24 protein-coding genes are annotated in these 17666 nt (G+C 68.1%); 17 read left to right on the forward strand and 7 right to left on the reverse strand.

All coding sequences use genetic code 11. The annotated features are described in order from the left end of the window. A partial coding sequence (locus BWI15_RS03980) for an integrase core domain-containing protein (protein ID WP_143465395.1) occupies positions 1–124 on the forward strand: 124 nt, incomplete at its 5' end. A 195-nt stretch (positions 125–319) separates the two neighbouring features. Beyond that, positions 320–493: a hypothetical protein gene (locus BWI15_RS39225; protein ID WP_168197259.1), complete on the forward strand. Its 174-nt coding sequence runs from the start codon at positions 320–322 to the stop codon at positions 491–493. Between the two features lie 67 nt (positions 494–560). On the opposite strand, the gene BWI15_RS03990 is transcribed toward BWI15_RS39225, so the two are convergent. Then, positions 561–1181 carry an SRPBCC family protein gene (locus BWI15_RS03990; protein ID WP_077012919.1) on the reverse strand — a complete coding sequence of 207 codons (621 nt, stop codon included), beginning with the start codon at positions 1179–1181 and terminating at the stop codon, positions 561–563. A gap of 177 nt (positions 1182–1358) precedes the next feature. Here BWI15_RS03990 and BWI15_RS03995 point away from each other — a divergent pair, with 177 nt between their 5' ends. The 3 genes from BWI15_RS03995 (at position 1359) to ettA (ending at position 4212) form a co-directional block, all read left to right on the forward strand. Then, on the forward strand, positions 1359–1805 hold the full coding sequence (locus BWI15_RS03995; protein ID WP_077012920.1) for a single-stranded DNA-binding protein: 447 nt from the start codon (positions 1359–1361) through the stop codon (positions 1803–1805). A gap of 97 nt (positions 1806–1902) precedes the next feature. Further along, the gene (locus BWI15_RS04000) at positions 1903–2466 is read left to right on the forward strand and encodes a hypothetical protein (protein WP_077012921.1); all 564 of its coding nucleotides are present in this window, start codon (positions 1903–1905) and stop codon (positions 2464–2466) included. Between the two features lie 63 nt (positions 2467–2529). Further along, positions 2530–4212 carry an energy-dependent translational throttle protein EttA gene (gene ettA / locus BWI15_RS04005; protein WP_077012922.1) on the forward strand — a complete coding sequence of 561 codons (1683 nt, stop codon included), beginning with the start codon at positions 2530–2532 and terminating at the stop codon, positions 4210–4212. Between the two features lie 124 nt (positions 4213–4336). On the opposite strand, the gene BWI15_RS04010 is transcribed toward ettA, so the two are convergent. Then, a complete protein-coding gene (locus BWI15_RS04010) occupies positions 4337–5044 on the reverse strand; it encodes an alpha/beta fold hydrolase (protein ID WP_077012923.1) in 708 nt (235 codons plus the stop codon). Positions 5045–5200: 156 nt separating this feature from the next. On the opposite strand from BWI15_RS04010, the gene BWI15_RS04015 reads away from it, so the two are divergent. From BWI15_RS04015 to BWI15_RS04025, 3 genes are read left to right on the forward strand one after another with little or no spacing between them, the layout of a single operon-like run. Then, on the forward strand, positions 5201–5539 hold the full coding sequence (locus tag BWI15_RS04015) for an ArsR/SmtB family transcription factor (RefSeq protein ID WP_077012924.1): 339 nt from the start codon (positions 5201–5203) through the stop codon (positions 5537–5539). Next, positions 5536–6012: an SRPBCC domain-containing protein gene (locus BWI15_RS04020; protein ID WP_077012925.1), complete on the forward strand. Its 477-nt coding sequence runs from the start codon at positions 5536–5538 to the stop codon at positions 6010–6012. Before BWI15_RS04015 ends, BWI15_RS04020 begins: the two co-directional genes overlap by 4 nt. Further along, on the forward strand, positions 6009–6635 hold the full coding sequence (locus BWI15_RS04025) for a dihydrofolate reductase family protein (RefSeq protein WP_077012926.1): 627 nt from the start codon (positions 6009–6011) through the stop codon (positions 6633–6635). The genes BWI15_RS04020 and BWI15_RS04025 overlap by 4 nt, the downstream gene beginning before the upstream one ends. A gap of 342 nt (positions 6636–6977) precedes the next feature. Here BWI15_RS04025 and BWI15_RS04030 read toward each other — a convergent pair whose 3' ends face one another. Next, positions 6978–7436 (reverse strand): MarR family winged helix-turn-helix transcriptional regulator, encoded by a 459-nt coding sequence (locus BWI15_RS04030; RefSeq protein ID WP_077012927.1) that lies wholly within the window; start codon positions 7434–7436, stop codon positions 6978–6980. Between the two features lie 103 nt (positions 7437–7539). Between BWI15_RS04030 and BWI15_RS04035 the strand changes: the two genes are divergently transcribed. Then, a complete protein-coding gene (locus BWI15_RS04035) occupies positions 7540–8109 on the forward strand; it encodes a YceI family protein (RefSeq protein WP_077012928.1) in 570 nt (189 codons plus the stop codon). Between the two features lie 72 nt (positions 8110–8181). On the opposite strand, the gene BWI15_RS04040 is transcribed toward BWI15_RS04035, so the two are convergent. Then, positions 8182–8781, reverse strand: a complete 600-nt coding sequence (locus tag BWI15_RS04040) for a TetR/AcrR family transcriptional regulator (RefSeq protein ID WP_077013253.1) — start codon at positions 8779–8781, stop codon at positions 8182–8184. 100 nt (positions 8782–8881) lie between these two features. Between BWI15_RS04040 and BWI15_RS04045 the strand changes: the two genes are divergently transcribed. The 3 genes from BWI15_RS04045 to BWI15_RS04055 are packed head-to-tail and all read left to right on the forward strand — an operon-like array spanning position 8882 to position 12039. Further along, positions 8882–10027: an acyl-CoA dehydrogenase family protein gene (locus BWI15_RS04045; protein ID WP_077012929.1), complete on the forward strand. Its 1146-nt coding sequence runs from the start codon at positions 8882–8884 to the stop codon at positions 10025–10027. Positions 10028–10040: 13 nt separating this feature from the next. Continuing rightward, positions 10041–11261: an acetyl-CoA C-acetyltransferase gene (locus tag BWI15_RS04050; protein ID WP_077012930.1), complete on the forward strand. Its 1221-nt coding sequence runs from the start codon at positions 10041–10043 to the stop codon at positions 11259–11261. 22 nt (positions 11262–11283) lie between these two features. Beyond that, positions 11284–12039, forward strand: a complete 756-nt coding sequence (locus tag BWI15_RS04055; protein ID WP_077012931.1) for an SDR family oxidoreductase — start codon at positions 11284–11286, stop codon at positions 12037–12039. Here BWI15_RS04055 and BWI15_RS04060 read toward each other — a convergent pair. Genes BWI15_RS04060 through BWI15_RS04070 form a run of 3 tightly spaced genes read right to left on the reverse strand, consistent with a single transcriptional unit; the run spans position 12033 to position 13660 of the window. Further along, a complete protein-coding gene (locus BWI15_RS04060) occupies positions 12033–12632 on the reverse strand; it encodes a hypothetical protein (RefSeq protein ID WP_077012932.1) in 600 nt (199 codons plus the stop codon). The two genes, BWI15_RS04055 and BWI15_RS04060, sit on opposite strands and share 7 nt — an antisense overlap. Positions 12633–12665: 33 nt before the next feature. Continuing rightward, entirely contained in the window at positions 12666–13199 is a 534-nt protein-coding gene (locus BWI15_RS04065; protein ID WP_077012933.1) for a hypothetical protein, read from the reverse strand. Positions 13200–13240: 41 nt separating this feature from the next. Next, positions 13241–13660, reverse strand: coding sequence for a MarR family winged helix-turn-helix transcriptional regulator (locus tag BWI15_RS04070; protein ID WP_077012934.1), 420 nt, complete (start codon positions 13658–13660; stop codon positions 13241–13243). 42 nt (positions 13661–13702) lie between these two features. Here BWI15_RS04070 and BWI15_RS04075 point away from each other — a divergent pair, with 42 nt between their 5' ends. From BWI15_RS04075 to BWI15_RS04095, 5 genes are all read left to right on the forward strand, one after another. Further along, positions 13703–14821 carry an acetylserotonin O-methyltransferase gene (locus BWI15_RS04075; RefSeq protein WP_237771119.1) on the forward strand — a complete coding sequence of 373 codons (1119 nt, stop codon included), beginning with the start codon at positions 13703–13705 and terminating at the stop codon, positions 14819–14821. 2 nt (positions 14822–14823) lie between these two features. Then, positions 14824–15222: a DUF1304 family protein gene (locus BWI15_RS04080; RefSeq protein WP_077012936.1), complete on the forward strand. Its 399-nt coding sequence runs from the start codon at positions 14824–14826 to the stop codon at positions 15220–15222. 180 nt (positions 15223–15402) lie between these two features. Next, positions 15403–15954 (forward strand): hypothetical protein, encoded by a 552-nt coding sequence (locus tag BWI15_RS04085; RefSeq protein ID WP_143465396.1) that lies wholly within the window; start codon positions 15403–15405, stop codon positions 15952–15954. Between the two features lie 154 nt (positions 15955–16108). Continuing rightward, positions 16109–16849, forward strand: a complete 741-nt coding sequence (locus tag BWI15_RS04090; protein ID WP_077012938.1) for a GAF and ANTAR domain-containing protein — start codon at positions 16109–16111, stop codon at positions 16847–16849. 48 nt (positions 16850–16897) lie between these two features. After that, positions 16898–17626: a GAF and ANTAR domain-containing protein gene (locus tag BWI15_RS04095; RefSeq protein WP_077012939.1), complete on the forward strand. Its 729-nt coding sequence runs from the start codon at positions 16898–16900 to the stop codon at positions 17624–17626. The last annotated feature ends 40 nt before the right edge of the window (positions 17627–17666 follow it).

The raw sequence follows: 17666 nt of genomic DNA on the forward strand, positions 1-17666 counted from the left end.
ACAAGCCCGCCGCGACGCCCTCCCCGCCTGGCTCCACCACTACAACCACCACCGACCCCACACCGCCATCGGCCAACTCCCACCCATCACCCGCCTAACCAACCTTCCTGGGCAGTACAGCTAGCGCATCGGCGGCGGCCGGTCCAAGCAGTTCGATGCTGGTCTCATCGCTTGCTGCCCGCTGATCGGCGCTGCGATCGTTGCGCATCCGCGAGAACGGTCGGCAAAGGAGTCAGCGATGAGTCGTTTCACGAAGTCATCACTCCGGACCATGACACGAGTGGCTGTGACAGCCGCGCTGTGTCTCACGGTGGCGGGCGTGACCACCACGCCCGCTCACGCCATCATCACGAAGCGATTCGGCAGCGGTTTCCCCACCCGGGCAGCCTGTGACGACGTCGGTGTGTACGAGATGCGCAACCAGGGTGCACACGACTGGACCTGCTACCCGCAGAACGGTGCGTGGAGCGGCGACCTGATCTGGTACACGTAGATCGGGCTGAGAACAGGAAGGGACCTTGAACAGGGTGTTGCCTGTTCAAGGTCCCTGTGTTTCTGCGCTAGTTCTCGGGCGGGGTCTCGGGGGCGTAGTGGGCCATGGCGATGGCGACCGTTTCCTCGAGGTCCTTCTCGGTCGTCGTGCCCGAGGCGCGGATTGCCTCGGTCCAGGCGTGGATGCACTGCGCGTTGTACTCGATGACCTCGGGGGAGTTGGCCATCTCGGCCGGGTCCACGTCTGCGCCGAGATCGCCGTTCAGGTAGAGCGCGAGGCCCGCGATCGCGCCGTCCCAACCGGGTCCGACGTACAGGGCGCCGGCGCCGCCGGGGGCCGGCGGGTTGGCCATCGAGTGTTCGAGCTCGAACTCGGTGGTGTCGCCCGGGCCGGGCGTGAGCCGGACCTCGAGCAGGCTCTCCGGGCCGCCGAACGTGACCTTGTAGCGCTTCGGCGGCTCGCACTCGAGGATCTCGCCGCCCGCGTTGCCCTGGATCTGGAAGCTGCCGCCGACCTTCAGCTCGCCCGTGACCGGGGAGAACCAGCGGGCCATCCGCTCGGGGTCGGTCAGCGCGTCCCAGACGTCCTCCGGGCCGGACTGGTAGGTCCGGCGCATCAGGACCGTCGCGGTCTCGCCGGTGCGGCTGACCTCGCGCTGGACCGCGGTGATCTGTTCCAGGATGTCCATCGGTGTGTTGCCCGTCCTGTGTGGTGGTGACCGGTTGTCGCAGCCAGAATGCCGGGACCGGCTTATATAAGTCAAGGCTAAGGCATTGGGTTGTCCCCAGGTTGGCAATTCGTGCGCGGTCCGGCGCTCGGGCGCGGCATCTTCTCTGGTGACAGCACATCCGCGATCGGAGGAATCATGAGCAATGACGCGTACCTGACGCTGACCGGACGGGTCGGCGGCGACGTGCAGCTCAAGCAGGTGAACGGCGGCCACGCGCTGGCCACGTTCCGGATCGGCTCCACGGCCCGCGCCTACGACCGGGACAAGGGTGACTGGGTCGACCGTCCGACCACCTGGTTCAGCGTCGAGTGCTGGCGCGGGTTGGCCCAGAACGTCGCCGAGTCGATCGGCCGGGGTGATCCCGTCGTGGTCTACGGCCGGTTGAAGACGACCGAGTGGACCGAGGACGGCGAGTCGCGCTCCCGCACGGTGCTCGAGGCCTTCTCGGTGGGGCACGACCTGTCCCGCGGCGTCACGACGTTCAGCAAGGCGTCCCCGCAGGGTCTCGGGGCTCGGGCCTTTGATGACCTGCCTCAGCCGGTCGCGGAGGCGAATCCGTTCGGCGCCTCGAAGGCGGCGTGAGGGATGGGCGGTGGTGGTCCTGAGGGGGTCGTGACGCGGGAGGCCGGCGCCGGCGGAGTGCCCGTGGTGGTGCTTCGGCGGTGGGTACGGGATTCACATGTTCCGGATTCTGCTGACCGCACCTCGGTGGAAGCTCGCAAGCTCGGCCGGCCTGCTCGTCTTCGTCGGCTACGGCGCCGGCTTCAAGCTGGTCAAGGAGGTTTCGTGGTCGTATGCCCTGGTGATCGCCGCCACGGGAGCCGTCGCGGCGTACGTGGCGTCCACGCTGGCCCTCGGCGGGATTCGGCGTGAGGTGAAGCGAGTTGGTGCTGACCACCTTTCACCGGCCCACCAGGTGGAGGCGTACCAGGCGGTCCAGCGCGGGCACACCCATCCTGATCCGGAGATCCGAGCGGCCGCGATGCGGATCGCCGAGCATCGGCTGAAGCAAGGGCCTCAGAGCCGCAAGCTGTTCCTGGCGGCCGGCGTCCTGCTCGCGGCCTTGACTGTGATCAACGCGGTCGCCGGCGACGTGGGCAGCGTTGTGATCACTTCCATCGGACTGATCGGTGCCGGGGTCGCCCTGTGGCAGTTGAGGACGGCCCAGCGGCGCGCTGCAGGTCTCGTTCACGGCTCGACCGGGCCAGCCGTCGCGGGGCGATGTGTCGACGAGGACGGTTGACCAAGGACAGCGGCGTGGGCACCGGTTGGGATTGGGTGGGGCACAGCGCATAGGCTCTGGAGCATGGCGGAATTCATCTACACCCTTCGTAACGTCCGGAAGGCGCACGGGGACAAGGTCGTGCTCGACAACGTCACCTTGAACTTCCTGACCGGGGCGAAGATCGGCGTGGTCGGGCCGAACGGCACCGGCAAGTCCTCGCTGTTCAAGATCATGGCCGGGCTGGACCAGCCCTCGAACGGTGAGGCCCGGCTGGCCGATGACGCCACGGTGGGCATCCTGTTGCAGGAGCCGCCGCTGACCGAGGGCAAGACGGTGCTGGAGAACGTCGAGGAAGGCGTCGGCGACACCAAGAAGAAGCTCGACCGGTTCAACGAGATCTCCGCCGAGCTGGCCGATCCCGACGCCGACTACGACAAGCTGCTGGCTGAGATGGGTGACCTGCAGACCGAGCTCGACCACCGCAACGCGTGGGACGTCGACGCCCAGTTGGAGCAGGCGATGGACGCGCTGCGCTGCCCGCCGGCCGACGCGATCGTGGACAACCTGTCCGGTGGTGAGCGCCGCCGGGTCGCGCTGTGCAAGCTCCTGCTGCAGCAGCCCGACCTGCTGCTGCTCGACGAGCCCACCAACCACCTGGACGCCGAGTCGGTGCTCTGGCTGGAGCAGCACCTACAGAAGTACCCGGGCGCCGTCCTGGCGATCACCCACGACCGGTACTTCCTGGACAACGTCGCCGAGTGGATCCTGGAAATGGACCGCGGCAAGACCTACGGCTACGAGGGCAACTACTCGAAGTACCTGGAGACCAAGCAGCAGCGGCTCGTGGTCGAGGGCCAGAAGGACGCCAAGCGGCAGAAGATCCTCGAGCGTGAGCTCGAGTGGGTCCGGTCGAACGCCAAGGCCCGCCAGACCAAGAGCAAGTCCCGCCTGGCCCGGTACGAGGAACTGGCCGCCGAGGCCGAGCGCTCCAAGAAGCTGGACATCGACGAGATCAACATCCCGGCGGGTCCCCGACTGGGCAGCACGGTGCTCGAGGTCAGCAAGCTGGAGAAGGGCTTCGGTGACCGCAAGCTGATCGACGGCCTGAGCTTCTCGCTGCCGCGGGCCGGCATCGTCGGCATCGTCGGCCCGAACGGTGTCGGCAAGTCGACGCTGTTCCGGATGATCGTCGGCGAGGAGACGCCCGACGAGGGCACGCTGAAGCTCGGCGAGACGGTCCGGATCTCCTACGTCGACCAGTCGCGCGGCGGCCTGGACCCGAAGAAGACGGTCTGGCAGCAGGTCTCCGACGAGCTCGACTACATCAAGGTCGCGAACTTCGAGATGCCGAGCCGCGCGTACGTCGCGTCGTTCGGGTTCAAGGGCCCGGACCAGCAGAAGCCGACCGGCGTCCTGTCCGGCGGTGAGCGCAACCGGCTGAACCTCGCGCTGACCCTGAAGATGGGCGGCAACCTGCTGCTGCTCGACGAGCCGACCAACGACCTGGACGTCGAGACCCTGCAGTCGCTCGAGGACGCCCTGCTCGAGTTCCCCGGCTGCGCCGTGGTGATCTCCCACGACCGGTGGTTCCTGGACCGCGTCGCCACCCACATCCTGGCCTGGGAGGGCACCGACGAGAACCCGGCCCAGTGGTTCTGGTTCGAGGGCAACTTCGCGTCGTACGAGGCGAACAAGATCGAACGCCTCGGCGCGGAAGCCGCTCGCCCGCACCGGGTTACCCACCGCAAGCTGACCCGCGACTGAGCATCGCAGTCATTTCGGCGAAGAGCCCCACCTTCCGCACGGAAGGTGGGGCTCATTCGTTAGAGCAGAACGCCGGCCTGTCAGGTCCGCATCGACCGTGCGCGTTGGCCGCGGAGAGCGCGCGTCACGGCTCGACGTGCTCGATCCGGCTGTCGCCGAGCCGGGAACACTCCAGCAGCGTCTCGGCGAGTACCTCCGGATGGGTGAGCATCATGTCGTGCGGAGCGGTCAGAGCTCGGGTTTCGTACTGGAGGGCCGCGCCGAACCGGTCGAACGGAAAGGTCAGCGGCTCGCAGTACAGGGCCGTTCCGGGGACTCGGTCCACTGCTCCGGTCAGGGTGGTCGGCTCGGTGAAAGTGCGCAGCGGTTGGGGAAGCAGACGCTCCGCCAGCCAGTCCGCGGTGGCGGAGTCAGTGATGCCGAACGCCGCGGGGGGCGGCGAGGGGATGCGCCACCCGTCACCAGAGGTCTCCGCGGCGGCCCGGATCGCGGTCTCGAAGGACTCGGGGGCCAGGCTGAACATGCTGGCGCTGTCGGCTCCTGCCCATCCGTCGATCAGCACGATGTGGTCGACACTGCCGGGGCGCGCGTCGGCAGCCTCCCGGACCACCAGTCCGGCATAGCTGTGCCCGACCAGTACGAGTTCGTCGTCCGTCGCCACCGAGTCGAGGGCGTCGATCACGATCCTTGCGTGGTCGTGCAGCCCGTAGTCGCCGACGGCGCTGAGGTCGGGAACGAGCGTGCGGATCCCGGCGGCGTGCAGCTGCGGCACGACCAGGTCCCACGCCCACGGACCGTGCCAGGCGCCATGGACCAGAACGAACGTAGTCACTTCGCGATCTCCTTCATCACCGGTGCGACAGGCGGACCCGTCGCGGCGAGCTCCTGTGCTGTTGGCTGACGAGTCTTCGACACCACCCGCCGAGGATGTGTGACGTTCCGCTCGATAGTTTGCTTCTAGGCTTAGTAAGCAGTAATACTTAGCCTCATGGCTCAGTATTTGGCGGAGGTTGACGGCGTGTTCGTCGCGCTCGCCGATCCGACCCGGCGCGAGGTGGTCCGGCGGCTCGGGCGTGGTCCGGCCAGTGTGGGCGATCTGGCCGGTGAGTTCCCGATGACGTTGCCGTCGTTCATGAAGCACGTCCGGACGCTGGAGTCGAACGGCCTGATCCGGACGGTGAAGGTCGGCCGCGTGCGCACCTGTGTGCTGAATCGCGAACGGCTCGCGGTCGTCGACGACTGGCTCGCCGAGCAACGGGCGATCTGGGAAGAGCGCACCGACCGCCTCGAACAACTCGTCACCGATCTGATGGAGGAACAGGAATGAACCCCGAGCTCGACCTTGTCGTGGAGCGCGTGATCCGGGCTCCACGGACGGTCGTATGGAGTGCGTGGACCGAGCCGTCCCGGTTCGAGCGGTGGTGGGTGCCGGCTCCGACGCTGTGCCGGGTGGAGCGGCTGGAGGTCCGGCCCGGCGGTGGGCTGGTGACGCAAATGAGCGAGGACGGCGTGACGTTCGTGCCGCAGCTCGACGCGAGCTTCGTCGTCGCGGAGGAGCTGGAGCGGATCGTGTACACCAACACGATCGACAGCTCCTTGCGGCCGGCTAACCCGGCGCCGGTGCTGATGACGGCCGAGGTCACGTTGGCCGATCATCCCGACGGTACGGCGTACCGGGTCGTCGTGCGGCATGGGGATCCGGCGTCGCGGAAGTTGCACGAGGAGCTGGGGTTCGCCGATGGGTGGGGGTCGGTCACCGCGCAGCTTGCATCGGTCGCTGAGGCTGAGGTGGCGGGATGAAGGTTGTTCTCACTGAGTTCGTCACGCTTGATGGGGTCAGTCAGGGGCCTGGTTCGCCGACGGAGGACATGAGCGACGGGTTCACTGCGGGCGGGTGGCTGGTGCCGTTCCTGGACGAGACGTTCATACGGCGTACGTCCCAGTGGCTGGGGCTGGCTGATGGGCTCTTGCTCGGCCGCCGGACCTACGAGGCTTTCGCTCGGGACTGGCCTCAGATCACCGATCCCGATGATCCGTACACCGAGCGGATGAACGCGCTGCCGAAGTATGTCGTCACCAACACGCTGGCTGAAGGTTCTTGGGATCCGACGACTGTGCTGGTCGGCGATCCGGTCGAGTCTGTGGGTCAGCTCAAGACCAAGCCGGGCCGAGAACTCCAGATCCACGGCAGCGCGCGACTCGGCAACACGCTGCTCGCGGCCGGCTTGGTCGACGTCCTGCGGTTGGCTGTTGCTCCGACCGTCGTTGGTTCCGGGCGTCGTTTGCTCGACCATCCCGGTGCCCCGATTGGTCTTCGGTTGACGCACCATGAGGTGACGTCGACGGGCTTGCTTCTTCTCCAGTACGACGCGAGGGGGAAGGCGGAGGTGGGGGAGTACGAGGGTGTGGGGGCGTTTGTTTGATCGGAGTCGGCGATCGGGTCGGGCGGGCGTGAAGCCGGCGCGCACGCCGAAGAAGCGGGCGGCAGCTGGCGCGTCGCGGGCGCTAGCCCGCCGATCTGCGCGCTAGCGGCTTGCACCGCGGCGATAGCCGCCGACTGAAGTGGGGCGCCCTGTACGCCACGACGGGCGTCAGCCCGCCGATCTGCGCGCAGCGCTTGCACCGCGCCGGGAGCCGCCGACTGAAGCGGGCGCCAGCACGCGCACCTCAGACCGGGTGGGCGGGAGCTGGCGCTGAAGTGAGCGCTAGCGAGCGGAAGGGCCCGCGTGGGAAGGAGTCATGAACCAACCCCCCGCGGGTTCCGGTCAGCGTTGGCCGATGTGTTCGGAGACGGCGTCGAAGACCCGGCCGACGGCGGCGAAGTCTTCGGGCGTCACCAGGTCGACGAGGTTTTCGCGGACGCCTTCGACGTGGTGCGGCGCGGCCTGTTCGAGCAGGGTGAAGCCGGCGTCGGTGAGTTCGGCCCAGACGCCGCGCTTGTCGCTGGTGCACGACGTACGGCGGACCAGGTCGGCGGCCTCCAGGCGGCCTACAGTGTGGGTGAGGCGAGAGCGGCTCTGGTGCAGGCGGTCGGCGAGGTCGGCCATCCGCAGACGGCGGTCCGGGGCCTCGGACAGACGGACCAGGATCTCGTAGTCGTTGATGCCCAGGCCGAACTGCCGCAGGTCCTCGTCAAGCTTGGCCATCAGGCGCGCCGTGCCCAGCAGGTACGCGCGCCACGCCACCTGCTGCTCGGAGTCCAGCCACCGGGTGCCAGTCGTCATCGTCACGGGAACAGTGTACCGGGAATGTAGTTCAGATTTAAACCGTTAGAGCAGACATCTGGGGAACAGATTGAAATTTTAACTAACTTCCTGGGAGAGCCTCATGAGCATCACCGGTACGACGACCCCGACGACCAGCATCCCCGGCCTGGTGGCCGGAACCTACGCGCTCGACAGCGCCCACACCGAGATCGGCTTCACCGTTCGCCACCTGATGACCAAGGTCCGCGGCACCTTCCGCGAGTTCGCCGGCGAGATCGTCGTCAAGGACTCGCTCGAGGAGTCGACGGCGGCGGTCACCGTCGAGCTGGCGTCCGTGCACACCCGCAGCGAGCAGCGCGACGCGCATCTGCGCTCGGGCGACTTCTTCGACGCCGAGAACAGCCCGAAGATGACCTTCACCAGCACCGCGCTGAAGCCGGAGGGTGACGACTTCATCCTGGCCGGCGAGCTGACCATCAAGGGCGTCACGAAGCCGATCGAGTTCGCCGTCGAGTTCCTCGGCGTCGAGCAGAACGCCTACGGCCAGAAGATCATCGGCTTCGAAGGCTCCGCGTCGATCAGCCGCAAGGAGTGGGGCATCGACTTCAACGTCCCGCTGGAGGGCGGCAAGCTGCTGATCGGCGACAAGGTGGACATCCACCTCGACGTCCAGGCGGCGCTGCAGGACTGACCACCGGTACGCCGGAAGGCCCGGACTCTCGCGAGAGAGTGCCGGGCCTTCGGCCGTTCGTGCGGGAAAGGCTCAGGCCTGGACCATCCGAAGCGCCAGCTCGGCGTACAGGACACCGAGGTCCGCAGGCTTCGTCCGATGCGGCGTGTACCACCGAGCCACGTCGATCGACAGCGACAGAACGGCGAGTGTCGTACCGGGCAGGTCGTCGACACTGAAGGATCCGTCGCGTACGCCGTCGGCCAGCACGTGCTCGATCTGCCGCGAGATGGCCCGGCGAATCGCCGCCACCTCGGTGAAGTGCTCGGGGGAGAGCGCGGCCAGCTCGTACTGGACGACGCGCGCGATCGTGTGGTGTTCGGCGTGCCAGGCGGTGAAGGCGGAGACCATCCCGCGCAGCCGATCGGTGGGCGACGGCCCTTCGTCAGCGTCCCGCAGTACGGCGAGGGCTGCCTGGTGGCCGTACAGGCTGATCTCGAAAAGCAGGCGTTCCTTCGAGGGGTAGTGCACGTACAGGGCGGCGGGGGACATGCCGGCGCGGGACGCGATGTCGCGGGTGGTGGTGGCCTGGAAGCCGCGTTCGGCGAACGCGTCGATGGCGCCGGTGAGCAGCCGGCGGGCGGCGGCCGGCTCGATGTGCTCCCACACGAGGGGACTGGTGACTGCGGACACGTTGACACTCTGCACCGGATTCGCGAAGCTAAGCAAGCGCTTAGCCATCCGTCTCAGGAGCCGGCCGAGCCGCACCCACCGACCTCGGGGAGGCGCAGCGATGGAACGGATCATCTTCGGCGAGGACCACCACGCCTTCCGGGCGAGTGCGAAGGAGTTCTGCGACCGCTCGCTGGTGCCGCGGATGGAGCAGTTCCTCGAGCAGAAGACGATCGACCGCGCGGTCTGGCTGGAGGCCGGCAAGCAGGGCTTCCTCGGCCTCGACGTCCCCGAGGAGTACGGCGGCTCCAGCGTCGGCGACTACCGGTTCAACGCGGTGTTCGCCGAGGAGGTCTCGAAGGTCTCCGCCTCGCTGTCGAGCTGCTTCGGCATCCACTACGACTGCGCCGCGCCGTACCTGGTCGACCTCGGGACCGAGGAGCAGAAGCAGCGCTGGCTGCCGAAGTTCAGCTCCGGTGAGCTGGTCGCGGCGATCGGGATGACCGAGCCGTCCGGCGGTTCCGACCTGGCCGGGCTGAAGACCAGCGCGAAGAAGGTCGACGGCGGCTGGGTGCTGAACGGCTCGAAGACCTTCATCACCAACGGCGACATGGCCGACCTGACCATCACCGCGGCCCGGACCGACCCGAGCAAGGGCGCCAAGGGCATCACGCTGTTCGCGGTCGAGGAGGGCATGGAGGGCTTCGCCCGCGGCCGCAAGCTCGACAAGGTCGGCCAGACCGAGTCGGGTACGTCGGAGCTGTTCTTCACCGACGTGTTCGTCCCGGACGAGAACGTGCTCGGCGAGGTGAACCGCGGCTTCATCCACATGATGGAGCGGCTGGCCCAGGAGCGTGTCGGTGCCGCGGTGTCGAACATCGCGCACGCGACCCAGATCCTGGCCGAGACGATCGAGTACGTGAAGCAGCGCAAGGCGTTCGGCCAGCCGGTCGGCTCGTTCCAGTACAACAAGTTCCTGATCGCCGAGCTGGTCACCAAGGCCGAGGTGACCCAGGCGTACGTCGACAACGCGATCGTGGCGCACGACGAGGACCGGCTGTCCGCGGTCGACGCGGCCAAGACCAAGTGGTGGAGCGCCCAGGTGCAGAACGAGATCCTGGACGCCTGCGTCCAGCTGCACGGCGGCTACGGCTACATGAACGAGTACCGGGTCGCCCGCGCCTGGCGCGACGCCCGGGTGACCAAGATCTGGGCCGGCAGCAACGAGATCATGAAGGAACTCATCGGCCGCGACCTCGGCCTGTAGGGAAGGACCCGCTATGCCCGAAGCAGTCATCGTCTCCACCGCGCGCTCGCCGATCGGCCGGGCCCACAAGGGCTCGCTGAAGGACATCCGGCCCGACGACCTGGCCGTGCAGATGATCAAGGCCGCGGTCGACAAGGCCGGCCTGACCGGTGACCAGGTCGAGGACCTGATGCTGGGCTGCGCCGAGCCGCACGACGAGCACGGCGGCAACATGGCCCGCCGGGTCGCGGTCCAGCTCGGCTGGGACAACACGCCCGCCACGACGGTCAACCGGTTCTGCGCGTCGTCCACGCAGACCGCCCGGATGGCCTACCACGCGATCAAGTCCGGTGAGGGCGACGTGTTCGTCAGCGCCGGCGTCGAGTGCGTCTCGCGGTACAAGAACTTCGGCTCGGCCGGGGTCGGCGACCCGAGCTCGTTCAACCCGGTGTTCGCCGACGCCGTGCAGCGGACCGAGAAGTACGCCGAGACCAACGACACCTGGCACGACCCGCGCGAGGACGGGCTGATCCCCGACATCTACATCGCGATGGGTCAGACCGCCGAGAACGTCGCGACGCTGCGCGGGATCAGCCGGGCCGACCAGGACGCGTTCGGCGTACGGTCGCAGAACCTGGCCGAAAAGGCGATCAACAACGGCTTCTTCGAGCGTGAGATCACGCCGGTGACGTTGCCCGACGGCACGGTGGTCAGCAAGGACGACGGCCCGCGTGCCGGTACGACGCTGGAGAAGGTGAGCCAGCTCCAGCCGGTCTTCCGTCCCGACGGCACCGTCACGGCCGGCAACTGCTGCCCGCTGAACGACGGCGCCGCGGCCGTGGTGATCATGAGCGACACCAAGGCGCGGGAGCTCGGTCTGACGCCGCTGGCGCGGATCGTGTCCACCGGGGTCAGCGGGCTGTCGCCGGAGATCATGGGCCTGGGACCGGTCGAGGCGTCCAAGCAGGCGCTGGCCCGGGCCGGAATGAGCATCAACGACATCGACCTGGTCGAGATCAACGAGGCGTTCGCCGTCCAGGTGATCGGTTCGGCCCGCGAGCTCGGCATCGACGAGGACCGGCTGAACGTGCACGGCGGCGCGATCGCGCTCGGCCACCCGTTCGGCTCGACCGGCGCGCGGATCATGACGACGCTGGTCAACGGGCTGCAGTTCGAGGACAAGCAGTTCGGGCTGGAGACGATGTGCGTCGGTGGCGGCCAGGGCATGGCCGTGATCCTCGAACGCCTCAGCTGACGCGAGCGACGGGACCGGGTTGATGGGCTTGAAGGGCCGGACGGCGATCGTCACGGGTGCGTCGCGCGGAATCGGACTCGCGGTCGCGCAGCGGCTGGTCGCCGACGGCGCCCGGGTGGTGATCACCGGGCGCACGCAGGAGACGCTGGAGGTCGCTGTCGAGTCGCTCGGCGGCGAGCAGAACGCGCTCGCCGTCGCCGGCAAGGCCGCCGACCCGGAGCATCGGGCGCAAGTGATCGAGACTGCGCTCACGACGTACGGGTCGGTGGATCTGCTGGTCAACAACACCGGCATCAACCCGGTCTACGGTTCGCTGCTCGACGTGGACAGCGCGGTCGCGGCCAAGATGGTCGACACGAACGTTCTCGCCGCGATCGCGTGGGTGAAGGCCTGCGGCGACGCGTGGATGGGCGAGCACGGCGGCGCTGTGGTCAACCTGTCATCGGTGGCCGGTCTGGCGCCGTCGCCGGGGATCGGCTGGTACGGCGCGACGAAGGCGATGCTGTCGCGGGTCACGACCGAGCTCGCGGTCGAGTTGGCGCCGACGATTCGGGTCAACGCGGTCGCGCCCGCGGTGGTGAAGACGAAGTTCGCCGGCGCGCTGTACGAGGGCCGCGAGGCGGAGGTCGCCGCGACGTACCCGATGAAGCGATTGGGCCGTCCGGAGGACGTGGGGTCGCTGGTGTGGTTCCTGCTGTCCGACGAGGCGTCGTGGATCACCGGCCAGACCATCACGATCGACGGCGGGCTGACGCTGAACGGCGGGATGGTTCAGTAGGCCGCGGCCTTCGGGCTGGTCGAACCCCAGGTGCCGGCTGTGTCGGGGATGACGAGTCGGTAGTCGTAGCGCGCCGCGAGGGTGAAGGTTTCGGTCGCTTCGCCACGGCTGTCTGCCGTCACGTGCTTGAAGGTGGTCCAGACGGCGTTGCCCGGTTTGCGCAGCTGCAGTTCGCCGCGGGCGCCGGGCCATGACCCGGTGGCGGCCGTCGCGAGGTCGTACCGGCCGAAGTGGGCGGTGAGGGTGATCCGGCGTCCGTCCCGGCGGGCGGTCAGGTAGGCGGTGGAACCCAGGCGAAGGTCGCTGACCGGGGCGTTATGGAAGGTGAGTTGGTGGACGAGCGCCCCGTCCGGCGCGTGCGCGTCCCACCTGGCCTCGACGACTCCCGCGGCGGCGCAGTCCGCGCCGCGGCGTACGGGCGGAGTCAGGTACGGCATGTTGATGACCACTCGCGCGGGTACGTCGAGCGAGCAGGTCGGCTTCCGTGGCTCGTGCGGAGACGACGAGGCGAAGGTCGCCCCGCCGGCGAGCACGGCAACGGCGACCCCGCCGGCGACGAGTCCTCGCCGGGAGCCGAGGCGGCGGACGAACACGTGAACCCCCCAGGTACGCGAGGGCTCATTGGATCACGTGCTGCGGTCACGCCGTACGGCGGCGAAGGTCTGGCGCAGCGTGATCGTGCCGTCCTCGGCTTCGTCCTCGTTGCGCCAGTCGAAGGTGGTGGTGGTGATGTTCGTGAATCCCCAGCGCGTCTTGTACGCCGTGGGCTCGCGCGCTTCGAGGGTGATCCAGTCGTCGCCGGAGCGGCCGATGAAGGTCATCACGAAGGCGTGCTTCGGGCCCATCCAGGTGGAGCGGAAGGCCTTGAGTTCCGGGTCGTGGAGGCGGATCGACAGGCCCCACTCGCCGTCGCCGTCGATCGGGCGGCGGGCGCGGCTCGGGGTGATCCAGATGTCGGCGACGGCGCGGCCGTCGAGGGCCCAGCCGAAGTGCCATTCGCCTTCGGTCTGCCGGACGACCTCGCCTGCTTCGTCGTACCAGCGGACGTCGAGGTCCCAGCTGCCGATCAGCGGAGTGAAGACCTGGAAGGCCTCGGCGTACTCCGGGCGCGGACCGTCGGAGACGAAGAGATCGGCCAGGATGCTGCGCGGGTCGGTCATGGGCTTGAGGGTATTTCACTCCTGACTGGGATGCCAGAGAGTTACTGGTACGGGTCGGTCAGCGCGCGGAGTTTGGTGAGGGCTTCGCGCAGCGCTGTGGCCAACTCGGGGCCGAGGTGCTCGTTCCAGTTCTGCTCGACGCGCAGGACCACCTCGCGGGCGCGATCCGCTGCGGCCTGTCCCTTCGGCGTGAAGCGGATGAGTCGAGCCCGCCCGTCGGCCGGGTCTGGCACGCGCTCCACCAGGCCCTCCTGCTCCAGCGCTGCGACCAGCAGACTCGCGGTCTGCTTGGTGACCTGTGCCTGCTCGGCGAGATCGGTCAGACGCGAGCCGCCGGATGCGATCCGCTGGGCGAGCCGGGCCTGGGCGACGGTCACCCGGTAGCCGGACTCCCGCATGGCCCGGATCACCTCGTCGTCCATCGCGCGGTACACGATGAACATGAGCGTGGCCAGGTCCATGCGGGTCCATCCCCTTGACAGTAGTCAGCAAGGCTGACCAAGATGGTCAGCATCACTGACGATTATAGGTGCGCGATGACCAGAGTTCCGCCAGTCACAGTCGTCCGGGCGGCCACCGCCGTCCGCACCGCGCTGCAATCCCTCACGCGGCGCATGGTTCCGCCGGAGGTCGGCTTGCTGGAGCTCGCCTCGGGCTTCATGGCGACGCACGTCGTCTACGCGGCGGCCAAGCTCGGGATCGCGGACGTCCTGGCGGACGGGTCGTTGTCCGCGGACGAGATCGCGGCCGAAGTGGGGTCGGACCCTGATGCCACCCATCGGCTCCTGCGCGCCGGTGCGATGTTCGGGATCTTCACCGAGCGGTCCGACGGGCACTACGGTCTCTCCGCCCTGGGCAGGCGACTGCGCTCAGGAACCCCCGGCTCGATGCTGCCGGTCGTGCTGATGCTCGGCGATCCGCAGTACCAAGGTCCGTGGGGCCGGCTGACCCACTCGATCGAGACCGGCCGGCCGGCCGTGGAGGTTGCTCCGGGCAAGCAGTTGTGGGACTACCTGGACGAGTTTCCGGCGTTCGCGGCGACGTTCAACGACGCCATGACGTGCCTGACCGACCTCGACTGGCCCGCCGTCGCGGCGGCGTACGACTTCACGCCGTACTCGACGATCGCGGATATCGGCGGCGGACACGGACAGCTGCTCGCGCTCATGCTCGGCGCCGCCCCGAAGTCGAAGGGCGTTCTCCAGGAGCGCGAGTCCTTGGTCGGTGCGGCCGAGGCTCATCTGCGGGAGGCGGCGATCCTCGACCGCTGCCGGATCGACTCGGGCTCGTTCTTCGAGACCGCCCCGTCCGACGCCGACCTCTACGTGATGCGCCGCGTGATCCACGACTACGACGATGATCAAGCCATCGCGATTTTGAGCAACGTACGCCGCCACATGCCGCGCGGGTCGACCTTGCTGCTGCTGGACAGCGTCGTGCCGCCTGGCAGCGCTCCGCACTTCGCGAAGGCCATCGACCTCGACATGCTCATCTTCGTCGGCGGCCGCGAACGCACCGAACGGCAGTTCGGCTCGCTGCTCGACCGGGCCGGGTTCCGCCTCACCCGGGTCGTTGCGACGGTCTCGACCATCTCGCTCATCGAAGCCGTTCCAGGGAGGTAGCCATGAACGCGGTCGCACAACTCGCCGCCGGTCTCGCGGCGCTGATTCTGATCGCCGTCTTTCCCGCGGAGGCCTTCCTGATCGACCGTCCGTGGGTCCAGAAGTTCCTCGGCATCGAATCTCATGGCATCCGGAACGTGCATCTGTGGTCGTTCTGCATCGGTGCGCGCAACGCACTCGCGGGAGTGGGCACCCTGGTCGGGCTGTGGATGGTGCGGTACGGCGACGAGACCGCGGGCACGACGGTGGTTGTCGTCAGTTGCCTGTACATGCTGCTCGCCTCGTTGTTCATGGGGGTCGCGGATCTGCTCGGGTACTGGCGGCCGCGCGGCGGGAGCGTTCGGGGGACGATCGCTTCGTCCGTCCTGCCCGCCGTCGCACTGATCGCGATCGCGGCCTAGCCGAGCCCGGCTGCGATAGCATCGCGCAGCTTCAGTTTGGGGGAGGTCCGGATGTTGAGGCGGTTGGTCGTCGCCGGAGTTCTGTGCGGGGTCCTGGTCGGGTGTTCCGGTGAGGTGAGGTCCGAGCCCGCGCCGTCGACTCCGACGTCGGTTTCGGACACGGCTGCGCAGGAGGCGGCGGTGGCCGAAGCGTTCGCGGCGTACCGGACGGCTGTGCTGGCCAAGGACGGCCAGGCGGTGGCGGGGTTGCTGACCGCGGAGAGCATCGAATACTACGCGGCGATCAAGAAGCTCGCGATGACCGCACGCGAGCCGTACCTCAGGCAGGCTCGTGTCAGTGATCAGTTGGTCGTGGTCAAGTTGCGGACCTCGGTGCCGGCCGAGAACCTCCGCCGATGGTCGCCGAGCCGGCTGGTCGTCGACGCGGTGGAGCGCGGCGACATGAACTCGGCCTCCGTACAGCGAATGTCTTCAGGCGAGGTCGACGTGGCCGGTGACATCGGGACGGTGCAGCTGAAGGTCGACGGTCACGACAGTCCGCTGTCGTTCACCTTCTACCGCGAAGGCGGGCGGTGGAAGTTCCGGCTGATTCCGCTGCTCGAAGCGACCGAGACCGCCCTGCGCGCGCGGATGCAGGAGCAGCACATCACCGAGCGACGGCTGGTCGACGACCAGTTGGCCGCCACGCTGACACCTGAGCAGATCAAGGCCGGGTGGCTGCCGACGGGGTGACTGCTGGTTCTTCACTCCCGACAGAGGAGACTGGTATTTCCCGGTACGTCGTGCGGGGTATGGCGTGGCCCCGCCATCACGTACAGTAGTGCCGCTACCCCGGACCCCGGTGGCTCTTCGCTGAATGCTCGCAACGGGACAGGGTGACGCAGGAATGGCATCGCTGCGCGTACGGCAGATCCTGCTGGAGGTGCTGGCTTTCGACCAACCGGACCCTCCCGGTCTCGAGGGGGACACGGTCTGGCGCAGGCTGTGCACGTCCGCGACCAAGGCGGTGCCGGTCAGTGGGGCCGGAGTCGCACTGATGACCCCCGCCGGCCACGGTGGCACCCTCGCGGCGACCGACGGCCCGGCCTCGGTGATGGAGAACTTGCAGCACACCCTCGGTGAAGGCCCGTGCCTGAACGCGTTCCGCGACCAGCGTCCCGTTCTGGAGCACGATCTCGCCCGGGCAGCAGTGCGCTGGCCGGGCTTCGTTCCCGCCGCTACCGAAGCGGGCATCGCGGCGGTCTTCGCGTTTCCTCTCCAGGTCGGCGCCATCCGGCTCGGCGTACTCGATCTCTACCGCGACACACCCGGCCCGCTGGACAACCTGCAACTGGGCGAAGCGCTCGACTACGCGGCTGCCGCGACGACGATCCTGCTGGACCTGCAGCACGATGCGTCGGCCGGCGGGCTGCATCCTCAGCTGGCCGATGCCGCCGACAGTCACCGGGCGATCCACCAGGCCACCGGCATCGTCACCGTCCAGGCCTCGGTGGACCTCAACGACGCGCTGCTGCTGTTGCGCGCCCGCGCCTACGCCGAGGACCGCTCACTACTCGATCTCGCCCAGCAAGTGGTCGCCCGGAAGGTGACCTTCCATCCGCTCCATGCCGAGGACGACCATGAATAGGACGTCCCGGTGCACAGGGGACCAGCCGGTCCGGAAAGGCGGCGCACAATGAGCAGGGAGCAGCGGCTCGCGCAGGTGTTCGTCGAACTCGCGGACACCCTCGTCGACGACTTCGACGTACTCGAACTCCTGCACACGCTGTGTGAGCGCAGCGTCGAACTCCTGGAAGCCGACGCGGCCGGTTTGATCCTCGCCGACCAGCGCAGCGTGCTGCACGTGATGGCCTCCACCACCGAGGAGGCGAAAGTCCTGGAGTTGTTCGTCCTGCAGAACGACGAGGGCCCTTGCCTGGACTGTTATTCGACGGGCGAGAGGATGGTGAACATCGACCTGAGTGAGGTCGAGCAGCGCTGGCCCCGGTTCCGGGACGCGACGATCACCGCCGGCTACCGCTCGACCCATGCGATCCCGCTGCGTCTCCGCGGCCAGGTCATCGGAGTGCTGAACCTGTTCTGCGTCGAGCGGAGCACCCTCAGCGAGGCCGATGTCGCCCTCGGCCAAGCGCTGTGCGACATCGCGACGGTCGGGTTGTTGCAGGAACGTACGGTACGCCGCGCGGAGGTGCTGGCCGAGCAGCTTCAGTCCGCGCTGAACAGCCGCATCCTGCTCGAGCAAGCCAAGGGAGTCCTGTCCGAGCGCGCCGGGATCAGCGTCGACGAAGCCTTCGTGCTGATGCGGCGCCATGCCCGGCGCAATCGCCAGCAGCTCAGGCTCGTCGCCGGTGGCATCATCGACGGCGCGATCCCGGCCTCCGAACTCACCTCCGGCGGCGACTGACCCGGCTCCGGTCCGACCGAAGCCGGGGACAACCGGGCCC

Source organism: Kribbella sp. ALI-6-A, from assembly GCF_001984195.1.
Lineage (GTDB): Bacteria > Actinomycetota > Actinomycetes > Propionibacteriales > Kribbellaceae > Kribbella.